The organism is Planctomycetota bacterium, assembly GCA_016125255.1.
Lineage (GTDB): Bacteria > Planctomycetota > Phycisphaerae > Phycisphaerales > Zrk34 > RI-421.
Genome location: WGMD01000028.1, coordinates 46,159 through 67,374 on the forward strand (window position 1 = coordinate 46,159; position 21,216 = coordinate 67,374).

13 protein-coding genes are annotated in these 21,216 nt (G+C 63.6%); 5 read left to right on the forward strand and 8 right to left on the reverse strand.

All coding sequences use genetic code 11. The features are described from left to right. Window positions 1–71: 71 nt before the first annotated feature. A complete protein-coding gene (locus tag GC162_18005) occupies window positions 72–869 on the reverse strand; it encodes a methyltransferase domain-containing protein (GenBank protein MBI1370534.1) in 798 nt (265 codons plus the stop codon). Between the two features lie 86 nt (window positions 870–955). Between GC162_18005 and GC162_18010 the strand changes: the two genes are divergently transcribed. Beyond that, a complete protein-coding gene (locus GC162_18010; GenBank protein MBI1370535.1) occupies window positions 956–1,735 on the forward strand; it encodes a BtpA/SgcQ family protein in 780 nt (259 codons plus the stop codon). 190 nt (window positions 1,736–1,925) lie between these two features. Here GC162_18010 and lgt read toward each other — a convergent pair whose 3' ends face one another. Continuing rightward, the gene (lgt, locus tag GC162_18015) at window positions 1,926–2,936 is read right to left on the reverse strand and encodes a prolipoprotein diacylglyceryl transferase (GenBank protein MBI1370536.1); all 1,011 of its coding nucleotides are present in this window, start codon (window positions 2,934–2,936) and stop codon (window positions 1,926–1,928) included. 86 nt (window positions 2,937–3,022) lie between these two features. Here lgt and GC162_18020 point away from each other — a divergent pair, with 86 nt between their 5' ends. Further along, a complete protein-coding gene (locus tag GC162_18020) occupies window positions 3,023–3,916 on the forward strand; it encodes a ThuA domain-containing protein (GenBank protein MBI1370537.1) in 894 nt (297 codons plus the stop codon). Next, window positions 3,913–4,839 carry a hypothetical protein gene (locus GC162_18025; GenBank protein MBI1370538.1) on the forward strand — a complete coding sequence of 309 codons (927 nt, stop codon included), beginning with the start codon at window positions 3,913–3,915 and terminating at the stop codon, window positions 4,837–4,839. The genes GC162_18020 and GC162_18025 overlap by 4 nt, the downstream gene beginning before the upstream one ends. A 36-nt stretch (window positions 4,840–4,875) precedes the next feature. Here GC162_18025 and GC162_18030 read toward each other — a convergent pair whose 3' ends face one another. The 6 genes from GC162_18030 to GC162_18055 all read right to left on the reverse strand — a co-directional run bounded on the left by GC162_18030 (window position 4,876) and on the right by GC162_18055 (window position 15,673). Then, entirely contained in the window at window positions 4,876–5,760 is an 885-nt protein-coding gene (locus GC162_18030; GenBank protein MBI1370539.1) for a hypothetical protein, read from the reverse strand. A gap of 84 nt (window positions 5,761–5,844) precedes the next feature. Further along, entirely contained in the window at window positions 5,845–7,356 is a 1,512-nt protein-coding gene (locus GC162_18035) for an AAA family ATPase (protein ID MBI1370540.1), read from the reverse strand. A gap of 61 nt (window positions 7,357–7,417) precedes the next feature. Next, the gene (gltD, locus tag GC162_18040; GenBank protein MBI1370541.1) at window positions 7,418–8,938 is read right to left on the reverse strand and encodes a glutamate synthase small subunit; all 1,521 of its coding nucleotides are present in this window, start codon (window positions 8,936–8,938) and stop codon (window positions 7,418–7,420) included. 39 nt (window positions 8,939–8,977) lie between these two features. Beyond that, on the reverse strand, window positions 8,978–10,006 hold the full coding sequence (locus GC162_18045) for a sulfotransferase (GenBank protein ID MBI1370542.1): 1,029 nt from the start codon (window positions 10,004–10,006) through the stop codon (window positions 8,978–8,980). Window positions 10,007–10,054: 48 nt separating this feature from the next. Further along, complete coding sequence (gene gltB / locus GC162_18050) at window positions 10,055–14,659, reverse strand: glutamate synthase large subunit (protein MBI1370543.1); 4,605 nt, start codon at window positions 14,657–14,659, stop codon at window positions 10,055–10,057. Window positions 14,660–14,716: 57 nt separating this feature from the next. Further along, window positions 14,717–15,673, reverse strand: a complete 957-nt coding sequence (locus tag GC162_18055; protein ID MBI1370544.1) for a LysR family transcriptional regulator — start codon at window positions 15,671–15,673, stop codon at window positions 14,717–14,719. Between the two features lie 120 nt (window positions 15,674–15,793). Between GC162_18055 and GC162_18060 the strand changes: the two genes are divergently transcribed. Continuing rightward, entirely contained in the window at window positions 15,794–18,460 is a 2,667-nt protein-coding gene (locus GC162_18060) for a hypothetical protein (protein MBI1370545.1), read from the forward strand. A 538-nt stretch (window positions 18,461–18,998) separates the two neighbouring features. Then, a complete protein-coding gene (locus GC162_18065; protein ID MBI1370546.1) occupies window positions 18,999–20,525 on the forward strand; it encodes a sulfatase-like hydrolase/transferase in 1,527 nt (508 codons plus the stop codon). The last annotated feature ends 691 nt before the right edge of the window (window positions 20,526–21,216 follow it).

A 21,216-nucleotide genomic window follows, 5' to 3' on the forward strand; every position in this document is an offset into this window, starting at 1 on the left:
AGAGACGCCGAGAACGCTGAGAGAATAAGCCTGTGTTTTCTTCTCTGTGTCCTCGGCGTCTCGGCGGCCAACTATTCCGTCTCAATCTTCGCGTGCCATTCGGGCAGTTTCGTCTTCATTTCGCCGCTCGGTGTCATGTCGAATTTCTGACCCATGATGACCAGCGCTTCGCCGCACAGCGCTTTGAAGGATGTCTGCAAACGGAAGATCGTCTCGGCCGCGTCGGTGCCTTTGAGGAACTTCTCGCCTTTGTGCAGCTTGTACCACGTGCACGGATAAATCAGCGGCGCCAGCAGCAGCCACCACAGAATCGACTTGGGCTTGTACTCGATCGCCTCCAGCTCGCACCGCAACCCGACGGCATGCATGTAGTAGATCGTCTGCGGAAGCTGCGGAGGATTATTGTGAAAAGCGAAGGCCTGATCGAGCGGGACGTCGAAGCCGATGAACGACCGCTTGATTTTCAAAAAGCCCGTCAGCAGGTAGTGCAGGCGCGAGTTGATGCGCATGACGTTGGGCGTGGGCATGATGAGCCAGCCGCCGACCTTGAGCACGCGGGCGATTTCCTTGAGCGCCGCGGGATGGTCGTAGATGTGCTCGATCACATCGCAGAGCAGCAGCGCGTCGAACGACGCGTCGTCATACGGCAGGGCCTTGGTGACATCGACGCCCAGATCGATGGGCAGATCGTCCGCGTGCATGTCATGCACGGAGAAATTCGTGCCTCGGACTTCGTAGCCGTCTTTGCGGAGCGTGTCGAGATTCCAGCCGGACCCGCAGCTCACTTCCAGCACGCGCCCGCCCTTGGGCACGCGCTCGTTGACGAGCCGGCAAACCGTGTCATGCGTCATCACGCTCATGCGCGCCATGGTGTTCCCCAATCGAGGTAGAGCCACAGAATAGCGGTTTGCCGCGCCCGTGGAAACCGGCGGCGGGTTATGCGAAACTGACGCTTATGAATCATCCCCGCGTCACACCGCTCCCGCGCGTCATCGGTATGTTGCATCTGCATCCTCTGCCCGGCTCGCCGCGCTATGGGGGCGATTTGACGGCGGTGCGCGAGGCGCTGCTAATCGATGCCGATGCGCTACTGGCCGGCGGGGTCGACGGGCTGATGATCGAAAACTTCGGCGACACGCCGTTCTACCCCGGCGCGGTCCCCGCCGCGACGATCGCGCACATCACCGCGCTCGCCGCCGAGATCACCAAGCGCTTCGACCTGCCGCTGGGCATCAACGTGCTGCGCAACGACGGCTGTGCGGCGGTGGCCATCGCGCAGGCCGTCGGGGCGGCGTACATCCGCGTCAACATTCTCACCGGCGCCCGGCTGGCCGATCAGGGCGTCATTCAAGGCATCGCGCACGACCTGCTGCGCCTGCGGGCGAACCTTGGGGCGGAGCATATTCGCATCATGGCGGACGTCGATGTGAAACATTCCGCGCCGCTCGGGCCGGTCGGACTCGAAAGCGAAGTGGCGGACACCCTTGAGCGCGGCGGGGCGGACGCGCTGATCGCCAGCGGCGCCGGCACCGGCAAGACGACGCCGCTCGATAAACTCACGCGCATCAAGATGCTCGCCGGCGAAGCGCCCGTCTACGTCGGCAGCGGGATCACCATCGACACGATCGGCGACTACCTGAGCGTGGCCGACGGCGTGATCGTCGGCACGTCGCTCAAAACCGACGGCGTGGTCGATGTGCAAAAGGTCAAAGCGCTGATGCACGCGGCGGGGTGAGATAGAGTGCCAAGCCGCAAGCGGCTTCAGGCGGGGTGTCTGATCCCCCTCCCTTGAAGGGAGGGGTTAGGGGAGGGTGAATCGTATCAGTCCGGTGCGGCTCCCTATCGATGCGGACGCGTCATTGAACTGATGCGATTCACCCCCTCCCGGCCTCCCCCTCAAGGGGGAGGAGTCAAAGCGCGCGGCTTTATGATTCGGCGGGGTGTTCGACGCCCCATCCGCCGAGGCGTGCGGCGTTTCGGCGGGACCAGATCACCAAAAGCGTCAGGCCGATGACGAGCATGAGCATGCTGAGCCATTGTCCGCGCGTCAGGCCGAGGGCTTCGAAGCCGATGAAGGCGTCGGGCGTGCGGAAGTGTTCGCCGAGGATGCGGACGATCGCATACGACACGATGAACCATCCGCTGACGACGCCGGGCTTTCGCGGCTTGTACCAGACGATGGCGAGGATCACGAACATGAGCAGTCCCTCCATCAGCGCTTCGTAAATCTGCGAGGGATGCCGCGGGGTGAGCAAGGGGCGGAGCATCTGGGCGACGGTGTCGGAATGGCGCGACGCGTCGATGATCGCATGCGGGTCGGTCGAGCCGACCGTCATCTCGATCTGCCGATACGCATCGGACGCGAGCACTTGGTGCTTCGAGTTCGCCGGGTCGGCCCAGTCGACGATCTCCTGCGGAAACTTCACGGCCCACGGCAGATTCGCGTCGCATGCGCGGCCGAACAATTCGCCGTTGACGAAGTTGGCGACCCGCCCGAAGAACACGCCGATCGTCCCCGTCAGCGCGGTCAGGTCCATCAGATGCAGGAGCGGCAGCTTTTCCTTCCATGCGAAATACGCGCAGCCCATCACGATGCCGATCATCCCGCCGTGACTCGCCATGCCGCCTTCGTTGATGGCGAGCACGCCCCAGAACGGGGGATTGTCCATGAAGGTGATGAACAGGTCGGGGCGGTAGAAGAGGCAGTAGCCGAGTCGTCCGCCGACGACGGTGCCGATGGCGATGGCGAGGATGAAATCGCCGGCGCGCTGGGGTTTGAGCGGCGTGATGCGGCGTTGGCCCATCGCGCGAATCAGCAGCCACGCCACGCAGAACCCCGCCACGTACGACAGGCCGTACCACCGCACGCCCAGGAACCCGAAGTACGGGCCCACGGCGTAGGGGTCCAACCGTTGCAGATACGCGGCGAGGATCATCCGCGCAAGTTTAACATTTTGAAACGAACCCCGCCGCCGCGATGCACGTGGTACAATCATCCGCCCGCCGCAACCGGAGGTTCAACATGCTTTGCATCCCGCGTCGCTGTTTCGCCCTACTCGTGCTGCTGGCTCTGTGCTTCGCCGCTCCGCTGCACGCAGCCGACAAACTCCGCGTCCTGCTCATCGACGGGCAGAACAATCACAAATGGCAGACCACGACGCCGATCCTCGTCAAAGCGCTCGAGTCGAGCGGGCGATTCACGGTCGACGTTTCCACGACGCCGCCCAAAGGATCGAAGCCCGAGGCGTGGGCCGACTGGCACCCGAACTTCTCCGACTACGCTGCGGTGGTGAGCAACTACAATGGCGAGCGCTGGCCCAAGCCGGTCGAAGATGCGTTCGTGAGCTACGTCCAGAACGGCGGGGGCTTGGTCGTCGTGCATGCGGCCAACAACTCCTTCTCCAACTGGCCCGAGTACAACGAGATGATCGGGCTCGGCGGATGGGGCGGGCGCAATGAGAAGGCCGGTCCGTATGTCTACTACAAGGACGACAAGATCGTCCGCGATGACAAGCCGGGTCCCGGCGGGCATCACGGCCATCAACACCCCTTCGTCATTCAGCTTCGCGTCGCCGATCACCCCATCACGCGCGGCATGCCCGCCCAATGGCTCCATGCACAGGACGAACTGTACGACTCCCTGCGCGGCCCCGCCGAGCACATGACCATCCTCGCCACCGCTTTTTCCGACCCCAAAGAGGGCGGCACCGGGCGCGATGAGCCGATGATCATGGTGCTCGACTACGGCAAGGGCCGGGTGTTCCACACGCCGATGGGTCACGCCGACTACTCCATGAAAGACGTCGGCTTCTTCGTCACCGTCGCGCGCGGCACGGAATGGGCCGCCACCGGTGAAGTGACCATCCCCATCCCCGACAACTTCCCCACCGCCGACAAACTCAGCCCCGTCGAATGAACTCGGAGAACATCATGCGACAACCCGCCCTCGCTCTGCTGTTCGTCTGTCTGGCTTTTCAATCCGCTCTCGCCGCCCCGCCGCAGTGGGAGAAGGACATCGAGCATTTCGAGGCGATGGACAAGGCGAATCCCCCGCAAAAGGGCGGGATTCTGTTCATCGGGTCGTCGAGCATCCGCAAGTGGGACACGGAGCGCTGGTTCCCGAACATGCACGTGCTCAACCGCGGGTTCGGCGGGTCGGAGATCGAGGATTCGATCTACTACGCCGACCGGATCGTGCTGCCGTATGAGCCGCGCATCGTGGTGTTCTACGCCGGCGACAACGACATCGGGCACGGCAAGACGCCCGAGCGCGTGTTCGACGATTACAAGAAGTTCGCCGCCATCGTGCATGACAAACTCCCGAATGCACGCCTCGTCTACTTCGGCGTCAAAGCCAGCGTCAAACGATGGGGCCTCATCGACAAGATTCGCCAGGTCAATGCGATGATCGAAACGCAGACGCGCACCGACGACCGCGAGATGTTCATCGACACCGACCTGTGCATGCTCGGCACCGATGGCAAGCCGCGCCCCGAACTGTTCGTCTCCGACGGTCTGCACATGAGCGATCTGGGCTACGAGATGTGGACCGCCAAGGTCATGCCCCTGCTTTCGCCGGGTCAGCAGGAACTTTGGGTCACGACCAACGACGGCAAGACGCACGGGTTCGTCGTCGGCACATGGAAACCCATCAGTGGCGACGCCCCCGCTTCGCTCGCCGCCGCCCCGCAGGTCGCCGCCTCGCTCGACGGCAAATACGACTTCCTCCTCGACGGCTCGAAAATCAAGGTCGTCAACTCGATCAGTCACGCCGACCTCGCCAGCGTCGACCTCCCCGCAAAACCCCGGCATTTACAGGTTGTTTTCGTCGAACACTGACCGCCGACGCCTGCCCTGCGAGGGAGGGTTGCACAATCACGCATGTTGCAGCTTCGTGCCCAGGTAGGTCAGGCCGAACAGGACGCACAGGACGAAGACGATGCAGGCGCCGGGGCTCAAGGTTCCGACGGCCAGAGAGAGCCAGAGTCCGGCGACGGCTCCGACGACGCCGATGAGGGCGGCGAGGACGAGCACCTTGCCCATGCGGCGCGAGAGCATGAGTGCGACGGCTCCGGGGATGATCATCAGGGCGCTGACGAGGATCAGGCCGACGAGTCGGATGCTCACGACGACGACGAGCGAGAGGAGGACCATGAGCAGGTAGTGCATCGCGGCGGTGGGCACGCCGTAGACCCGCGCGACCGATTCGTCGAAGGCGTAGAACATCAGTTCCTTGTAGAACGCGGCGCAGATGACGATCACGGCGGCGGCGAGGATTAGGGCGATCCACATGCCTTCGGAGCCGACGTTCATGAGATTGCCGAACATGATCGATTCCCAAGGCGGAGTGTACCCGGCGACGCCGACCCACTCGCGATACGCCGGCCACGTCTGAAACTCGACGCGGAGATTCTGCGCCAAGACGCCCCAGGCCATCGTCGCCGTGAGCAGGATGCCGATGGCGGTGTCGGATTCGATTTTCTTGCCGCGCGTCAGCGAGCCGATGAGCAGCGCCGTGGCGAGGCAGAAGACTAAGACGATGGCGTCATGCTGATAGTGGTAGGCGCTGGCGGTGTAGCCCAGGAGCGCCGCGGTGCCGACGCCGCCGAAGCCGGCGTGGCTGATGCCCTGCCCGATGAAGGCCATGCGCTTGAGCACGACGATGACCGAAAGCAGCGAGCAGACGAGCCCGATGGCGATCGCGGCAAGGAAGGCATGCGCGACGTACGCGCGCTCCAGAAGCAGGGTGAACACGTGCATCGGGGCATCTTATCTGGTTTGATCGTCGGCGTCAGTACGATGCCAAGGCCACTGAGAACCCTTGTGCCCTTGGATGATCACCGACTATCGGAGGAGCATCAGCGTTGATAGGGGCATGCAAATGATACGTGGATCATCAACCGAAACATCGTCCGATTGCGTCACAAGAATTCCGAATGGAGCATTATTGACTGCACGTTCGAGGAACGTACGGATACCCTCCGTATCCGCCATACCCTGAATTCGACGCTGATACTTCACTTCGAGCGGTATACGCGTTGTTCCAACGGTGAGGATAAAGTCTATCTCACCCTGGTCGGACCGTTGCGGCAAGTGAGCAATGTCGAGACTGTTGATAGTTGACAATGTGGCGCCCACAACGCTTTCCGCAATCCGCCCCGCCAAGTCCGTCAAGTGGGGTTCGCGTGCGAGCCGTTTCGTATCGAGCGGCACGATTTCCTGAAGCCAACTGGCCCGAAGTGCGTGATCCGCCAAACAAATTTTTGCATTGCCCTTGCTTCGTTTGAGGCGAATCTCCAGCGGTTTGATCACACGCAGCAGCAGAGTATTATCAAGAAATCGCAAATATGAATTGACACGTTGGATGCCGACGTTTGCCTGTAGCGTCCGCTGCGCCTCACGTGCCAAAAGCGTCGCGCCGGGACTTTGACCGACGTACCGGCAGGCGAGCCGAAACAACTCCTCAAGCAACGCCGCGTCCCGTTTACGGCCCTTTTCGCCTACACGCAAATCGTGCTGGATAACCCGGCGAATCACATTCTCGTTTAATTGGTCAGCGACATGCGGCCATGCAATATCGGCGCGTTCATGAGCAAGCGGATATCCGCCGCGCTCGGAAAAAAAGCCGAATGCGGCGTCACGGTTCCCGGCATGATCAATCCCGTGCTGACGCAACGTAACCCAAAATTCCTTTCGTGTGAGCGGTTCTACGCCATTGTCCTTCAAGAATGGCGGACCGATATCCAACGAATGGAACATCGCGATTTCAGTCAATGAAAGAACACCTGCTTCGATTGTCGATATTCGGCCTGCGAGACTGTCGCGTCCCATCTCGATTCTCAGTGCCGAACTTCCCGTCACCAACACCTGCGTTGTCGAAGCATCCACCAACGATTTGAGTTGCGGCCCCCAATCCGACAGGTTCTGCACTTCATCAAAAATAAGATATGTCGGCCGCTTCGCATGCGCCGCTTCATTGAGCGTCTGTTGTAAAACCGCCTGCTCGAACCAATCAACCATACGCAAGATCGGCTCTTTGAGACGACTCAGATGCGGCAACTCGTCGCACTGTACACGAAAAATCCGTCGAGGCGATACGCCGCGAGCAAGCAGATCGCTGATCACGTGCAGTTGCGCCGTTGTCTTGCCGATCTGCCGAGGCCCGCGGACAACGACGATCGGCGCCAATTTTTTCTCAAGCCGCTGATGTATGGATTGCACAAGATGCCGGCGCGTCCGCGGCAAGACCTGCATCGGCTTGCCTTCCCACCATGGGTTCAGTCGGCGCAGATCCTGAACGAGGTCGGGCTCCAACCTCATCGTCGGAAACAGAATCGGCCGGTCGTCTGCTGTCATGCCAGCAAAGTTACGGACAATGCTCCCCAAACGCAATGGCGCACCGATCGAACACCGCCAATCAGCCGGCGGTGGCGTGGACGGCTTCCTGGGGGAGGTTGAGGCCGGGGGCGTGGAGCGTGGTTTTGCCCATGAGGGCCAGGTCGATGGCGCGGGCGGCGCCGCGGCCTTCGTTGATGGCCCAGACGACCAGACTCTGTCCGCGGCGGCAGTCGCCGGCGGTGAAGACCTTGGGGTGGCTGGTGATGAATCGGCCGTGCTCCGCCTGATAGTTGCTGCGCGGATCGGTCGCGATCTTGTAATCGTCACCGAGCGCTTCGAGCAGGTAGTGCTCGGGGCCGAGGAAGCCCATCGCCAGCAGCACCAGGTCGGCCTTCCATGTCTTTTCGGAGCCGGGCACTTCGCGCATCTGGAACCGGCCGTTGTCCTTGACCCATTCGACCTGCACGGTTTCGATGCCGGCGAGGTTGCCGTGACCGTCGTCGATGAAGCGCTTGGAGAGAATCGAGTACGTGCGCGGATCGGAGCCGAACTTCGCCTCCGACTCGGCGTGCCCGTAATCGACGCGGAAAATCTTGGGCCAGTGCGGCCAGGGATTGTCGGCGGCGCGGCCCTCGGGGGGTTTGGGCAACAATTCGAAGTTCGTCATGCTCGCGCAGCCGTGCCGCAGCGATGTGCCGATGCAGTCGGTGCCGGTGTCGCCGCCGCCGATGACGATGACGTGCTTGTCCTTGGCCGAGATGTAGTTGCCGTCGTCGAGGTTCGAGTCGAGGAAGCTCTTGGTATGCGCGGTCAGGAACTCCATGGCGAAATGCACGCCCTTGAGGTCGCGCCCGGGGATCGGCAGATCGCGCGGCTTGGTGGCGCCGGTGGCGAGCAAGACCGCGTCATGTTCTTCGACCAGCTTCTTCGGGTCGACGTTTTTGCCGACGTCGGCCTTGGTCTTGAACTTGACGCCTTCCTTTTTCATCTGCTTGAGGCGGCGCTCGACGACGCCCTTGTCGAGCTTCATGTTCGGAATGCCGTACATGAGCAGCCCGCCGATGCGGTCGGCGCGCTCGTAGACCGTCACGTCATGCCCGGCGCGGCGAAGCTGCTGCGCGGCGGAAAGACCCGCGGGGCCGGACCCGATCACAGCGACCTTCTTGCCCGTCTCGCTTGTCGGAGGCAGCGGCTTGATCCACTTCTTGGCCCAGCCCTTGTCGACGATGGCGTTCTCGATGTTCTTGATCGTCACGGCCGGGTCGGTGATGCCCAATACGCACGCGCCTTCGCACGGCGCGGGGCAGGCGCGGCCGGTGAACTCGGGGAAGTTGTTGGTCTTGTGCAGCCGATCCAGCGCTTCGCGCCAGCGATTGCGGTAGACCAGATCGTTCCACTCGGGAATCAGATTATCGATGGGGCAGCCGGTGTCGGACTGGCAGAAGGGCACGCCGCAGTCCATGCAGCGGGCGCCCTGCTCCTTGAGATGTTTGTCCTCGGGCGCGGTGTAGATTTCCGCGAAGTCGGTCAATCGCACGAGCGGCTCCCGATAGGGGACGCTCTTGCGTGTAAATTCCTTGAATCCGGTGGGCTTTCCCATGAGTTAGTTCGTCCGTAGCTGGGGGCGAATGGTTCGTCGTCACTTGAGATGTTGTCGTTCGATCGCGTTCATGCGATTGCGCACCGACGTGTACCAGCTTCCCCCGAATCTTCGGGAGATCTGATATTGCAGGTAGAGCCCGAGGCCGAAGCGTTTGTAGTTGAACAGGACGCGGTAGAGTCGGTTCTGCAGGGCCAGGTAAGCGCGCGTGGGCAGAGGCAGCGGTGCGCCGGTGCCGAAGAGCTTGTATCCGCGGGCGACCATCATGTCGCCGCAGCGCGCTTCGACCCATGACAATTCCGCCGGGCTGAGCTTGCGACGCCACTGATCGACGAGGTTCGGATCGGGAGCGTCGTAAGTGGTGTTCTTGACGTAATCGAACATGCGCTCGTCGAAACCGACGCCGACGAAATTACAGATTTGCGTGAGCAATTCGTTGACGTTGGCGAGCAGGTCGCGGAAGCGGATTTCGATGACCTGGTCCGGCCGCAGCTTGGGAGCGATGGCTTCCCATTCCTTCTCGGCGGTGAGCCAGACGTCGGCCCCATAGTAGACATTGCCGACCCAGCCCATGGGGATGCAGCTTCGCGCCACATCGCGCGGATCGCGAATGATGTGGATGAACCGGGCGTTGGGGAAAAGGCGGAGCATCAGGTCAAAGCGATGGTGCAGAACGACGAGCAGATGATTTTGCGGGGCTTCAGCGCCCATCTGCCGCACGAAGTCGCGTATCAGGCCGGGCGTATCGAGGTCGGGGTTGACCGTCAGGCCGAACTGCTGATGCGGGCGGAAAGCGACGAGCTTCTGGCGGAAGGATTCGGTGTCGATGAAGTTCTCGCCCTCGGCGCAGAGCCGCACGTAGGGGAACTCGTGCCCGCCGACGATCCGGGGATGATGCTGAAGGATGAGGCGGAGCATGGTCGTGCCGGAACGGACGCAGCCGCAGAGGAAGATCGGCTGATCAAGCTGATGCGCGACGTCGGCCTCGCTCGCCGCGTCGGCTGCGGGCGCAGCGGGGGCGGGAGCGGGAGCGGCGGGCGAAGGCGCTGATTTGATTTCGTTGTGCATGACAATGACCCTGTTGATGAATGCGGCGCCCGATGCGGCGCCGATCCGTCAGTGGGCGGGATCAGCGACCGGCTCGACCGTCTTGTGAACGCGGACTTCGATTTCCGACTGCGCCGCCTTGGCGCGACGTTCCTCCAGCACGCGCTTGTAGTCCGTGGGCATCACCTTCACGAACTGTTCAAGCACGGTCGGCCAGTGGTCCAGCACGCGCTGCGCCACCGCCGACCCCGTGACCTTCTGATGCGTCTTGATGAGCTTGTGCAGCTCCGCCACATCTTCCGGGTCCTCAACACTTTCTAGTTCGACCATTTCAAGGTTGCAATTGACGCGGAAGGCGTCTTTATCGGCGGCGAGCACATACGCTGCGCCGCCGGACATCCCCGCCGCGAAGTTGCGACCGGTCTCACCAAGAATAACAACGCGGCCGCCGGTCATATATTCGCATCCGTGATCGCCGACGCCTTCGACGACCGTCCACGCCCCCGAATTTCGGACGCAGAAGCGCTCCGCCGCCCGACCCCGGAAATAGGCCTGACCCCCCGTCGCGCCATAGAGCACGACGTTGCCGATCAGGATGTTGTCCTCCGCCACAAAGCTCGATTCCTTCGGGGGATAGATCACGATGCGCCCGCCGGACAGACCCTTGCCCACGTAGTCGTTGGCATCGCCTTCCAGCTCGATGGTGACGCCTTTGGCCAGCCACGCCCCCAGCGACTGTCCCGCCGACCCGGTCAGCTTGATATGCACCGTGTCGTCCGGCAAGGGATCGCTCATCCACGCCTTGGAAAGCTCATGGCTGAGCATCGTGCCGACCGTCCGGTTGATGTTGACGATCGGTAACTCGATGCGGACCTTCTCGCGGCTCTCGATGGCCGGCTGGGCCAGTTCGATGAGCTTGTTGTCCAGGGCCAGTTCCAGGCCATGGTCCTGCTTCTGCGTGTTGAACACGCCGACGTTCTCGTGCGGCTTCTTCGCCGGCTCGAGAATCGGCCGAAGGTCCAGCCCCTCCGCCTTCCAGTGCCGGATCGCCGCGGCGGTCTCCAGACAATCGCTGCGGCCGACCATGTCGTTGTACTTGCGGAAGCCCAGCTCGGCCATGATCGACCGCGCTTCCTCCGCCACCATGAACAGGTAGTTGACCACATGCTCGGGCTTGCCGGCGAACTTCGCCCGCAGCGCCGGGTCCTGCGTCGCGATGCCCACAGGGCAGGTGTTCAGATGACACTTGCGCATCATGATGCACCCGAGCGTCACCAGCGGCGCCGTCGCGAAGCCGATCTCCTCGGCCCCGAGCAGCGCGGCCATGACCACATCGCGCCCGGTCTTGATCTGACCGTCCGTCTGCAAAATCACCCGGCTCCGCAGATCGTTCATCACCAGGGTCTGATGCGTCTCGGCGATGCCCAGCTCCCAGGGAAGTCCCGCGTGCTTGATGCTCGTGATCGGCGACGCGCCGGTCCCGCCGTCGTGACCGCTGATCAGAATGTGATCGGCATGCGCCTTGGCGACGCCGGCGGCGATCGTGCCCACGCCGACTTCGCTCACCAGCTTCACGCTGACGCGCGCCGACGGATTGGCGTTCTTCAGATCGTGAATGAGCTGGGCCAGGTCCTCGATGGAGTAGATGTCATGATGCGGCGGCGGCGAAATCAGCCCGACGCCCGGCGTCGAATAGCGAATCCGCGCGATGTTCTCGTCGACCTTCTTGCCCGGCAGTTCGCCGCCTTCGCCCGGCTTGGCGCCCTGGCTGATCTTGATCTGTAGTTCATCCGCGTTCGTCAGGTAATCGATCGTCACGCCGAAGCGGCCGGACGCCACCTGCTTGATCGCCGAGCGGCGGGAGTCGCCGTTGGCATCAGGCGTCCACCGCCGGGGGTCTTCGCCGCCTTCGCCGGTGTTGGACTTGCCGCCGAGGCGGTTCATGGCGATGGCCAGCGCTTCGTGGGACTCGGCGCTGATGGACCCGAAGCTCATCGCGCCGGTGCAGAAGCGTTTGACGATTTCGCTCGCCGGTTCGACTTCGCCCAGCGGGATAGGCCCGCCGTTGACATGGGCTTTGAACCCGAGCAGACCGCGGAGGGCGCACTTGCGCGTGGCTTCCTCGTTGGTGTGCTTGGCGAAGCGCCAGTACGCTTCGGCGCTGCCGGTGCGTGCGGCGACCTGAATGTCGGCGATGGACTGGGGGTCCCACATGTGCCGCTCGCCGGTCGAGCGCCAGTGGAACTCGCCGGGGTTGGGCAGGACGGGCAGAGCGACCTGCTCACGGGCGGGGTAGCCCAAAGCGTGACGACGGAGCAGTTCCTCGGCGAGCACGTGCAGGTCCACGCCGGCGATGCGCGACGCGGTGCCGGTGAAGCAGCGGTCGATGACATCGCTCTTGAGGCCGATGGCTTCGAAGATCTGCGCGCCCTTGTAGGACTGGAGCGTGGAGATGCCCATCTTGGCCATGACCTTGAGCATGCCCTTTTTGACGCCCTTGCGGTAGCGGCTGACGACCTGGTAGTCGCTGTAGCCCTCTTCGCGCAGGAGTCCGTCGCGCCGGGCCTGCCAGAGCGACTCGAACGCCAGGTACGGATTGATGCCGTCGGCCCCGTAGCCGAACAGCAGGCAGTCGTGATGCACTTCGCGGGCCTCGCCGGTTTCGACGATGACGCCGATGCGCGTGCGCTTGGTCTGACGCACGAGATGATGATGCACCGCGCCCGTGGCCATCAGGGCGCTGACCGGCACGCGCTCCGCGTTGATCGCGCGATCCGTGAGCACCACCAGCGCGAACCCCTGATCCACCGCTTCCTCCGCTTCCTTACAGATGCGGTCCAGCGCCTTGCCCAGCCCCGCCGCGCCTTCCGCGCGCGGCCAGGTGATGTCGATCACCTTGCTCTTCCATCCGCGATGATCGATATGCCTTAGCGCCGCCATCTCCTCGTTGTTGAGGATCGGCTCCGGCAGACGCAGACGATGGGCATGACCTTCCGTCGTTTCCAAAAGGTTCGCTTCCGGCCCGATGTAGCACTCGAGCGACATGACGATCTCCTCGCGGATCGAGTCGATCGCGGGGTTCGTCACCTGGGCGAAGAGCTGCTTGAAGTAGTCATAGATCATGCGCGGCTTGTCGGACAGACACGCCAGCGCGGCGTCATTGCCCATCGACCCCACCGGGTCGCGCTTTTCCTTGATGAGCGGCAGAAGCATGAACTGCATCGTCTCGGTCGTGTACCCGAACGCCTGCATGCGCGACAAGAGCGTCTGCGGCTCGAACCCGTGCGGCTCGTTCTTGGTGTGCAGCTCCTTCATCTCGATCCGCTGGGCCTTGAGCCACTTTTTGTACGGACGCCGCTTGGCGAAATCGCCCTTGACCTCCGCGTCGGGAACGAGCCGGCCCTTGTCGAAATCGACGAGGAACATTTTGCCCGGCTGGAGGCGGCCCTTGAGCTTGACGTTCTTGGGGTCCACGGGAAGCACGCCCACTTCGCTGGCCATGATGACCTTGTCGTCGTGCGTCAGGTAGTAGCGGCTGGGGCGCAGACCGTTACGGTCCAGCACCGCGCCGATGTACTTGCCATCGGTGAACACGATCGACGCCGGTCCGTCCCACGGCTCCATCAGGCACGAGTGATACTCGTAGAACGCGCGCTTCTTCTCGTCCATCGTCTCGTGATTCTGCCACGCCTCGGGGATCATCATCATCACCGATTCCTGAAGCGTGCGCCCGTTCATGAGCAGGAACTCGAGCACGTTGTCGAAGTTGCCCGAGTCGGAGCAGTCGGGCTCGGCGATGGGGAAGCATTTTTTGAGTTCATCGCCGAACAGCTCGCTGCGCACGACGCCTTCGCGGGCGTGCATGGCGTTGACGTTGCCGCGCAGCGTGTTGATCTCGCCGTTGTGGCTCATGAAGCGGCACGGCTGAGCGCGGTCCCACGACGGGAACGTGTTCGTCGAGAAACGCGAATGCACCATCGCCAGGTGGCTCGTGTACCGCTCGTCGGCCAGATCGCGGAAGTACGGCACGACCTGCGCGGGCGTGAGCATGCCCTTGTAGATGATCACCTTCGTCGACAGCGAGCAGACGTAGAACATCTTGGCCTGCGAAAGCTCGGGGTTCTCGCGGAGCATGTTGGAGGCGCGCTTGCGGATGATGTAAAGCTGGCGCTCGAAGGCGTCGGCGTCGAGGCCCTCGGCGGCGGCGATGAAAAGCTGCTCGATGACCGGCTCGGCATCGCGGGCGGTCGGACCGATGTCCGCGCCGTTGGCATCGACCGGCACGGGGCGCCAGCCGACGAGCGTCTGACCCTGCTCGACGATGACCTTCTCGACGAAGCGCTTGCAATGGGCGCGTTCTTTTTCATCCTGCGGGAGGAACACGTTGCCCGCGGTGAACTTGCCGGGGGCGGGCAGCGCGACGCCGAACGTCGCCTGCGCGATGTCGGCGAGGAACTCATGCGGCAGGGCGGTCATGATCCCGGCCCCGTCGCCGGTGTTCTTCTCGCATCCGCAGGCCCCGCGGTGGTCCATCGCCACAAGCACCTCGATGGCGTCGCGCACGATCTGGTGGGATCGGCGGCCCTTGATGTCGGCGACGAAGCCGACGCCGCACGAGTCCTTCTCGTTCGCCGGGTCATAGAGGCCATGCTTGGCGGGATATCCGTATGACATACGCTGAACCTCCCTATGGTCAGGGGTGTCGTCGGGCTCCGGTTCGTCGGAGCCGTGTTAGGCCGAAACCTCCGCGGGACGGGCCGGGATGGCCGCTTCGCCCTGCGCTTTGGAACGGTCTTTCATGAGATAATCGATGAACGCCTTTACCAACGGACTCTGTTCGCGGTGACGCATGTAGACGATGCCCACCGGACGCACCAGCCGGGGTTCGAGCGGCATGACCGCCAGCACCCCCGCCGCCGCCTCGCTCTGCACCGTCCGGCGCGGCAGGATCGCCACCGCACCCGTCTGAGCCACGAACGTCTTGATGGTGTCGATATTGTCAAACTGGCTGACAATGTTCGGTTCGACACCCGCCTCACGAAGATGCTTTCGGATCCGACGCCCGATCGGCAGCGTCTGATCGAAGTTCACCATCTCGTACTCCGACAAATCCTCCGCATGCACCGACGCCGCCCCCGCAAGCTCGTGATCCGGCCGGGTCACCACAGCCATGATCTCATCGCGCAGCGGCAGCGACATCATGTCCCGGAAGCGCTCCGGGTACGAAAGAATCCCCAGATCGCATTGCTCATGCTGCACCCGGTCGTACACGACGTCCGGCTGCACATAGCTGATCGAAACGCTGACCTTGGGGTGATGGGCCTCAAAGTCGGCCTTGATCTTGTTGAGCAGGTCAATCCCCGCCGAGTAGATCGCCGCCACCGTCACCTCGCCGCGGAGCGAGCCGTTGGTGAACTTGCCGCTGATCTGCGCGGTGAGCTGCTCGTAGCGTTCGATGATCTTGCGGCACTCGCGATGATAAAGCTCACCCGCCTGCGTCAGTTGCAGGGGCCGGGTCGAGCGATCGATCAGCTGCACGCCCAGTTCCTTCTCCAGCGCGCGGATGCGCTGCGACGCCGCCGACTGGGTCACCCCATTGGCGCTGGCGCCCTTCGACACGCTGCGATGCTGGGCCACATCGCAGAACAATCGAATCGCATCCGTTTGCATAGGTCCATCAGTATACATTCAGCATCGCTAATGTCAACAAATCGTCAAAGTAGACCTACTAATAGTTATGCGTGTTGCGTAAGGTGTGAACGAGTGGGAAATTGAGCGATCGCCCGCTGATCGCCCGATAACAGGGGTATGTTCGGTTGCGGCCACAGATTGGGGTGGGTGCTGTGCTGCGCGGCGATGCTCGCGGCGGGGTCCGCGGCCGCCGGCGCGGACAAGCCCGGCGGGCCGCTGTCGCTGGAGGTCCATCGCTTCGACTTCGAGGAGCAGAAACTCGGCAACTTCGAGCCGATGCCCATGCACTGGTTCCGCGTCGACGGCACCGGGTTCCCGCGCTACACGCAGATGGGTTTCGACAACGCTCAGTCCGTCTCAGCCGACCACAGCTTCAAACTCGCGCTCAACGGCGGCAGCGCCGCGGCTCTGCTCGAAGCCGGCACACTCGTCGCCGTCCCGCAGGCCCGCTACCTCATCACCGCCAACATCCGCACCGAAGACGCCCGATACAGCCGCGCCCGACTCGTCGCCTACTTCGTCGATCAGCACGGCCGCGAAGTCCCCCAGTCCCGCCGCGCCACCGCGCCGATCCTTTCCAACGGCGCCTGGACCACCGTGGCGATTCAGCTTCCCGACACGCCCGACAATGCCGCGTGGGTCGTCCTGCGCGTCGAGCTGCTGCAAAGTTCGTTCTTCCATAGCCGCCTGCTTGAGGAACATCAGCTCATCGAGCAGGACATCCGCGCCTCGGCCTGGTTCGACGACATCGTCGTGTACCAGATGCCCATGATCTCGATCGCCACGCAGACGCCGCTCAACGTCATCCGTCAGCCCCAGCAGCCGGCGATCGCCTCGCGCGTCCACGATGTCACCGGTCAGCCGCTGCATGCGCAGATCGAAGTCACCGACGCCGGCGGACGGATCATCGACCGCCAGGAGCGCGACATCGACGTCAATCACCCCGGCGAATGGGAGTGGAAGCCGAACGTCCCGGGGCTTGGGTGGTACCGCGCTCAGCTCACCGTCATGACCGGCTCGCAGATCGTCGGCGGGGCGGGCGTGACGTTCGTCTGGCTGGGCCCGACGACGGAGCGCGGTCAGGGCGAGGCCGGCCGGTTCATCATCACCGCCGAGCATCTGACCCAGGCGCAGCGCAATCGCCTGCCCGACCTGCTCAAATCGCTGGGAAATATGGGCGTTTCCGTCAGTCCGTGGTCGATGGACATGACGCAGGACGAGCTGGCGGCGGCGGTCGACGCGCCCGACCCGCTGCTCAATTCGCTGCTGCTATCGAATCGCCACGTCATCCTCAGCTTCGCCGAAGTCCCGCGCGATCTGGCCGGCTCGGTCGGCGTCGATGCGGACGATGCGCTGGCGCTGATGGCGCATGACGCCAAGCTCTGGCAGCCGTACATTCAGTCGATGCTCGCACGCTACGGTCTGCGATTGAGCGACTACCAGGTCGGCGCCAGCGGATCGGGCGCCGCCTTCGAGCGCGACGATCTGGCGGCGATCTTTCCGCCGATCAACGATCTGTTTCACCGCTACGTCCCGCACGCGCGCGTGCTGCTCCCCTGGCGCGCGATCGACGAGATGCCCGCCGACCCGCCCGCCTTCGATGCATGGAACATCGACTTCCCCGTGTCGATCCACGCCGACCAGTTCCAGGCGTACGCGAAAACATGGAAGATCGCCCCCGAGCAGATGATCTACCATCTGCAGACGCTTCCGCCGCATGTGTACTCGGCGCGCGATCGCGGAGCGGACCTGGCGTTCCGCATGCTCGAAGCATGGCGCCTCGTGCCGCAGGCGATCGCGATCCGTCGTCCGTGGACCAGTCCGGCGGGCGACGGGGGCGATGTGCAGCCGGACCCGATTCTGCCGGTGTGGGCGAACATGATCGAGCAGCTTTCAGGCCGGCGGTATGTCGGACAGATGGAGATCCGCGAGGGCATTCGCTGTTACCTGCTCGACGGTCCGTCGGGGCCGCGCGGCGGGGCGCTGGTGATGTGGAACGAATCCTCCCCCGATGCCGACGCGGAACTCGATCTGTACCTGGGCCCCGACCCCGTCGCCATCGATATGCTCGGCAATCGCCGCCCGCTCGATCGCGTCGGCGAAAAACAACGCGTCCGTCTCGCGCAGGAACCGACCTTCATCGAAGGCGTCGACATGCGCCTCGCCCGCTTCCGGGCCGGGTTTCATATTGATCCGACGTTCGCACCCTCCGTCCATACCGTGCACGAGCACACGCTGACCCTCGTCAATCCCTGGCCTCAGTCCCTCAATGGTCATCTCCGCTTCACCAGTCCCGAATCCTGGGACATCGAACCCCATTCCCTCAACTTCAGCATCCCCGCCGGCCAAACCTATCGCGTCCCACTCGCCTTCAGCTTCCCCGCCTCCGAACTGTCCGGCACCACGCTCATCACCGCCCATGTCGACCTCGACGCCGACAAGTCCTATCAGCTCGACGTCGCCTCGCCCATCCGCATCGGCCTCGAAAACATCGACTTCAAATCCAACCTCAATGTCGAGTCCGACGACCACGGCGACAAGTTCCTCCTCCTCACCATGATCGTCACCAACCTCGGCGACGCCAGCCAGGCCTTCTACGCCTTCTCACTCCCCCCCGACCTCCCCCGCCAACAGCGCATCATCGCCGACCTCGCCCCCGGACAGACCGTCCTCAAACACTTCCGCGTCCCCTACGACCCCGCCATGTCCGGCAAAACGCTCCGACTCGGCCTCCGCCAGATCGACGGCCCCGCCGTCCTCAACGCCCTCCACCCCATCCCCTGACCCCCCCACCGATCGCCCGCCCCCGTTTAGCGGCGGGGCACCGCCCCGCGCTCCCCCCATGTAGCGACGCCGCTCTCTACCGTGAGCCTGCCGAACGGGCGGCGTGTCTCTCCTCTTCTCCATTCTCCACCAATTTCACCTCACTTCCGCCGGGTGCCACGGTTTGGGCGCTTCGCCCAAACCGTGCAACAACACCGCCGCACCCCATTGCAAAAGTTCGCACGGCTTGCAAGGCCAAGCCGTGGCACCCGACCGCTCCCCCCTCCCCTTTCCCCCATCCCCCATTCCCCTTTTTTTCGCAATAGCCCGCCCCGCCCCCGCGTTAACCCCCCGGCCCGCCGCCGAAGGTTCATATGCTTCGACATCTCCCGCGCCTCGCGCTCCGCGCCGACGCCGAAGCGCCATACAAACTCCTCAACCGCATGGTCAACCGCGCCGACGACCCACCCGACGCCATCGCCGCGCCCCCCTCTCCCCCCGGGAGAGGGCCGGGGTGAGGGTGGCCCCGAATGATGGCGCGCTCCGTACCGCGCCGTCAATGATTGGACAAACCCTCACCCGACCCCTCCGCCCGACCGCTCCCAATCCCGTGAATATTTCAAAGGTCTCCATTGCCATGATGCATCACACATCACAAAAACACGCGCCTAAGTTTTACATCCTCGCGCTTGCCGCATGTCTCCTCGCCCTGTGCGGCCCCGCCGTCCGCGCCGCGGATCACCCCAATGTGCTCTTCATCGCCATCGACGATCTGAACGACTGGGTCGGTTGCCTCGGCGGACATCCCCAGGCCCGCACGCCCAACATCGACAAGCTCGCCTCCCGCGGCCTGCTCTTCACCAACGCCTACACCGCCGCACCCCTCTGCAACCCCTCCCGCGCCGCCACCATGACCGGCGTCCGACCCTCCACCAGCGGCATCTACGGCAACATGCAGCCCATGCGCAAAAGCCCCGTTCTCGAGCACATTCAGACGCTCCCGCAGCACCTGCGCCAGAGCGGATACACCGCCGTCGGGGCTGGCAAAATCTATCACGTCGCCTTTCCCGATCCGCCCTCGTGGGACGCCTACTTCCCCAGCCAGAACAAGACCAAACCCGACGACCCCAAGCCCCCGCATCCAAGCATGAACGGGCTCAAGCATGGCCTCTTCGACTGGGCGCCGCTCGATGTGCCCGACAAGGACATGGGCGACTATCAGGTCGCCGACTGGGTCATTGATCAAATCGGAAAGCCGCACGACAAGCCGCTGTTTCTGGCCTGCGGATTTTATAAACCGCACCTGCCCTGGTTCGTCCCCGCGTCCTATTTCGATCATCATCCGGTCAATACCGTCCAGCGCCCCCCGTATCTGGCCAACGATCTGGACGACGTGCCGCCGATCGGCAAGAAGATCGCACTGCTCCAGGGGGATCAGAAAATCATCGTCGAGCACAACGCATGGAATGCCGGCGTGCAGGCCTATCTCGCCGCCACCGAATTCTCCGATGCGCAGGTCGGCCGCGTTCTCGACGCCTTCGACAAACTTCCGCCCAACGAGCAGAAGAACTGGATCATCGTCCTCTGGACCGACCACGGCTGGCACCTGGGCGAAAAAGATCACTGGCGCAAGCTCACCTTGTGGGACGAAGCCACGCGCGTCCCGCTCATCATCATCGCGCCCGGTCTCACCAGGCCCGGCTCCACCTGCGCCCGAACCGTCTCCCTCCTCGATCTCTACCCCACCCTCTGCGACCTGACCGGCACGCCCCTCCGCAAAGACCTCGACGGCGTCTCCCTCCGCCCGCTCCTCGCCGACCCGGCCGCCGCATGGGACCGCCCCGCCGTCACCACCCACAGCCGCAACAACCACGCCGTCCGCGATGAACGCTACCGCTACATCCGTTATGAGGACGGCACCGAAGAACTCTACGACCACACCACCGACCCCAACGAATGGAAAAACCTCGCCGCCGACCCCGCCCTGACCCCCATCAAACAAAAACTCGCCGCTTATCTCCCCAAGATCAACGCCGCCCCCACCCCCACCCGCCGCAACGCCAACCCCGACGGCGAATCGGAGTAACGCACCCAAAGCAAACCCCGCGTTCCCACGCGGGGCTCCCTTGACCCAAACCGTCACCACAGCAAACGGTGTCCCCCTCGTGCTCGTCATCGTCCACACCCTGCCCGCCGGGTGCCACGGTTTGGGCGCTTCGCCCAAACCGTGCAACAACACCGCCGCACCCCATTACAAAAGTCCGCACGGCTTGCAAGGCCAAGCCGTGGCACCCGGCTTTTCGCAGGTGATTTGAGTGATGCACATCGGTCAGTCGTTCAAAGCAGCCCGGCGTTGCCTTGTGGTTCAAAGGCCCCGGGCCGAGGGCGGCCCGGCTCGGATTTGCTGCGCAAGGCGGAAGATGAACTATTTGCGCAGGGAGTCGGAGCCGGCGTGCCCTCACGCCGGGGTTTGTGAAGCATGAAGAAGTGGGAATCGTTCGACGGGGATTTTGTCAGTTTTCGCACAGGGGTTGCGCGAATGGCGCATGGGGATGACACTTGGGCGCGCACGGTGCGCGCGGGGGGATGTGAGTGCTGAAAAGACGTCGCATGGATGTGTCGCGGAGGGTTCGGCGGTGCGCACGGGCGCGCCGATGCGCGCTTCCAAGCGCCAAAAGCGCGGGTTTGAGCGGGGGATATGGGGGTGTGCGGGGAGGGCGGGACGCGCAAAACGCGACCACGCCGGTGCGCCCGCTCCGCTGATGCGGGCCGGGCCG

What these genes read in the sequence shown, in the direction of transcription:
- GC162_18030 (MBI1370539.1), bottom strand. Translation starts at nt 5,760, where the DNA reads ATGCACGTGTTCACCCTGCTTCTGGAGCGCGCGTACGTCGCGCATGCC.
- GC162_18060 (MBI1370545.1), top strand. Translation starts at nt 15,794, where the DNA reads ATGTTCGGTTGCGGCCACAGATTGGGGTGGGTGCTGTGCTGCGCGGCG.
- gltB (MBI1370543.1), bottom strand. Translation starts at nt 14,659, where the DNA reads ATGTCATACGGATATCCCGCCAAGCATGGCCTCTATGACCCGGCGAAC.
- GC162_18025 (MBI1370538.1), top strand. Translation starts at nt 3,913, where the DNA reads ATGAACTCGGAGAACATCATGCGACAACCCGCCCTCGCTCTGCTGTTC.
- GC162_18045 (MBI1370542.1), bottom strand. Translation starts at nt 10,006, where the DNA reads ATGCACAACGAAATCAAATCAGCGCCTTCGCCCGCCGCTCCCGCTCCC.
- GC162_18010 (MBI1370535.1), top strand. Translation starts at nt 956, where the DNA reads ATGAATCATCCCCGCGTCACACCGCTCCCGCGCGTCATCGGTATGTTG.
- GC162_18065 (MBI1370546.1), top strand. Translation starts at nt 18,999, where the DNA reads ATGATTGGACAAACCCTCACCCGACCCCTCCGCCCGACCGCTCCCAAT.
- gltD (MBI1370541.1), bottom strand. Translation starts at nt 8,938, where the DNA reads ATGGGAAAGCCCACCGGATTCAAGGAATTTACACGCAAGAGCGTCCCC.
- GC162_18035 (MBI1370540.1), bottom strand. Translation starts at nt 7,356, where the DNA reads ATGACAGCAGACGACCGGCCGATTCTGTTTCCGACGATGAGGTTGGAG.
- GC162_18055 (MBI1370544.1), bottom strand. Translation starts at nt 15,673, where the DNA reads ATGTATACTGATGGACCTATGCAAACGGATGCGATTCGATTGTTCTGC.
- lgt (MBI1370536.1), bottom strand. Translation starts at nt 2,936, where the DNA reads ATGATCCTCGCCGCGTATCTGCAACGGTTGGACCCCTACGCCGTGGGC.
- GC162_18020 (MBI1370537.1), top strand. Translation starts at nt 3,023, where the DNA reads ATGCTTTGCATCCCGCGTCGCTGTTTCGCCCTACTCGTGCTGCTGGCT.
- GC162_18005 (MBI1370534.1), bottom strand. Translation starts at nt 869, where the DNA reads ATGGCGCGCATGAGCGTGATGACGCATGACACGGTTTGCCGGCTCGTC.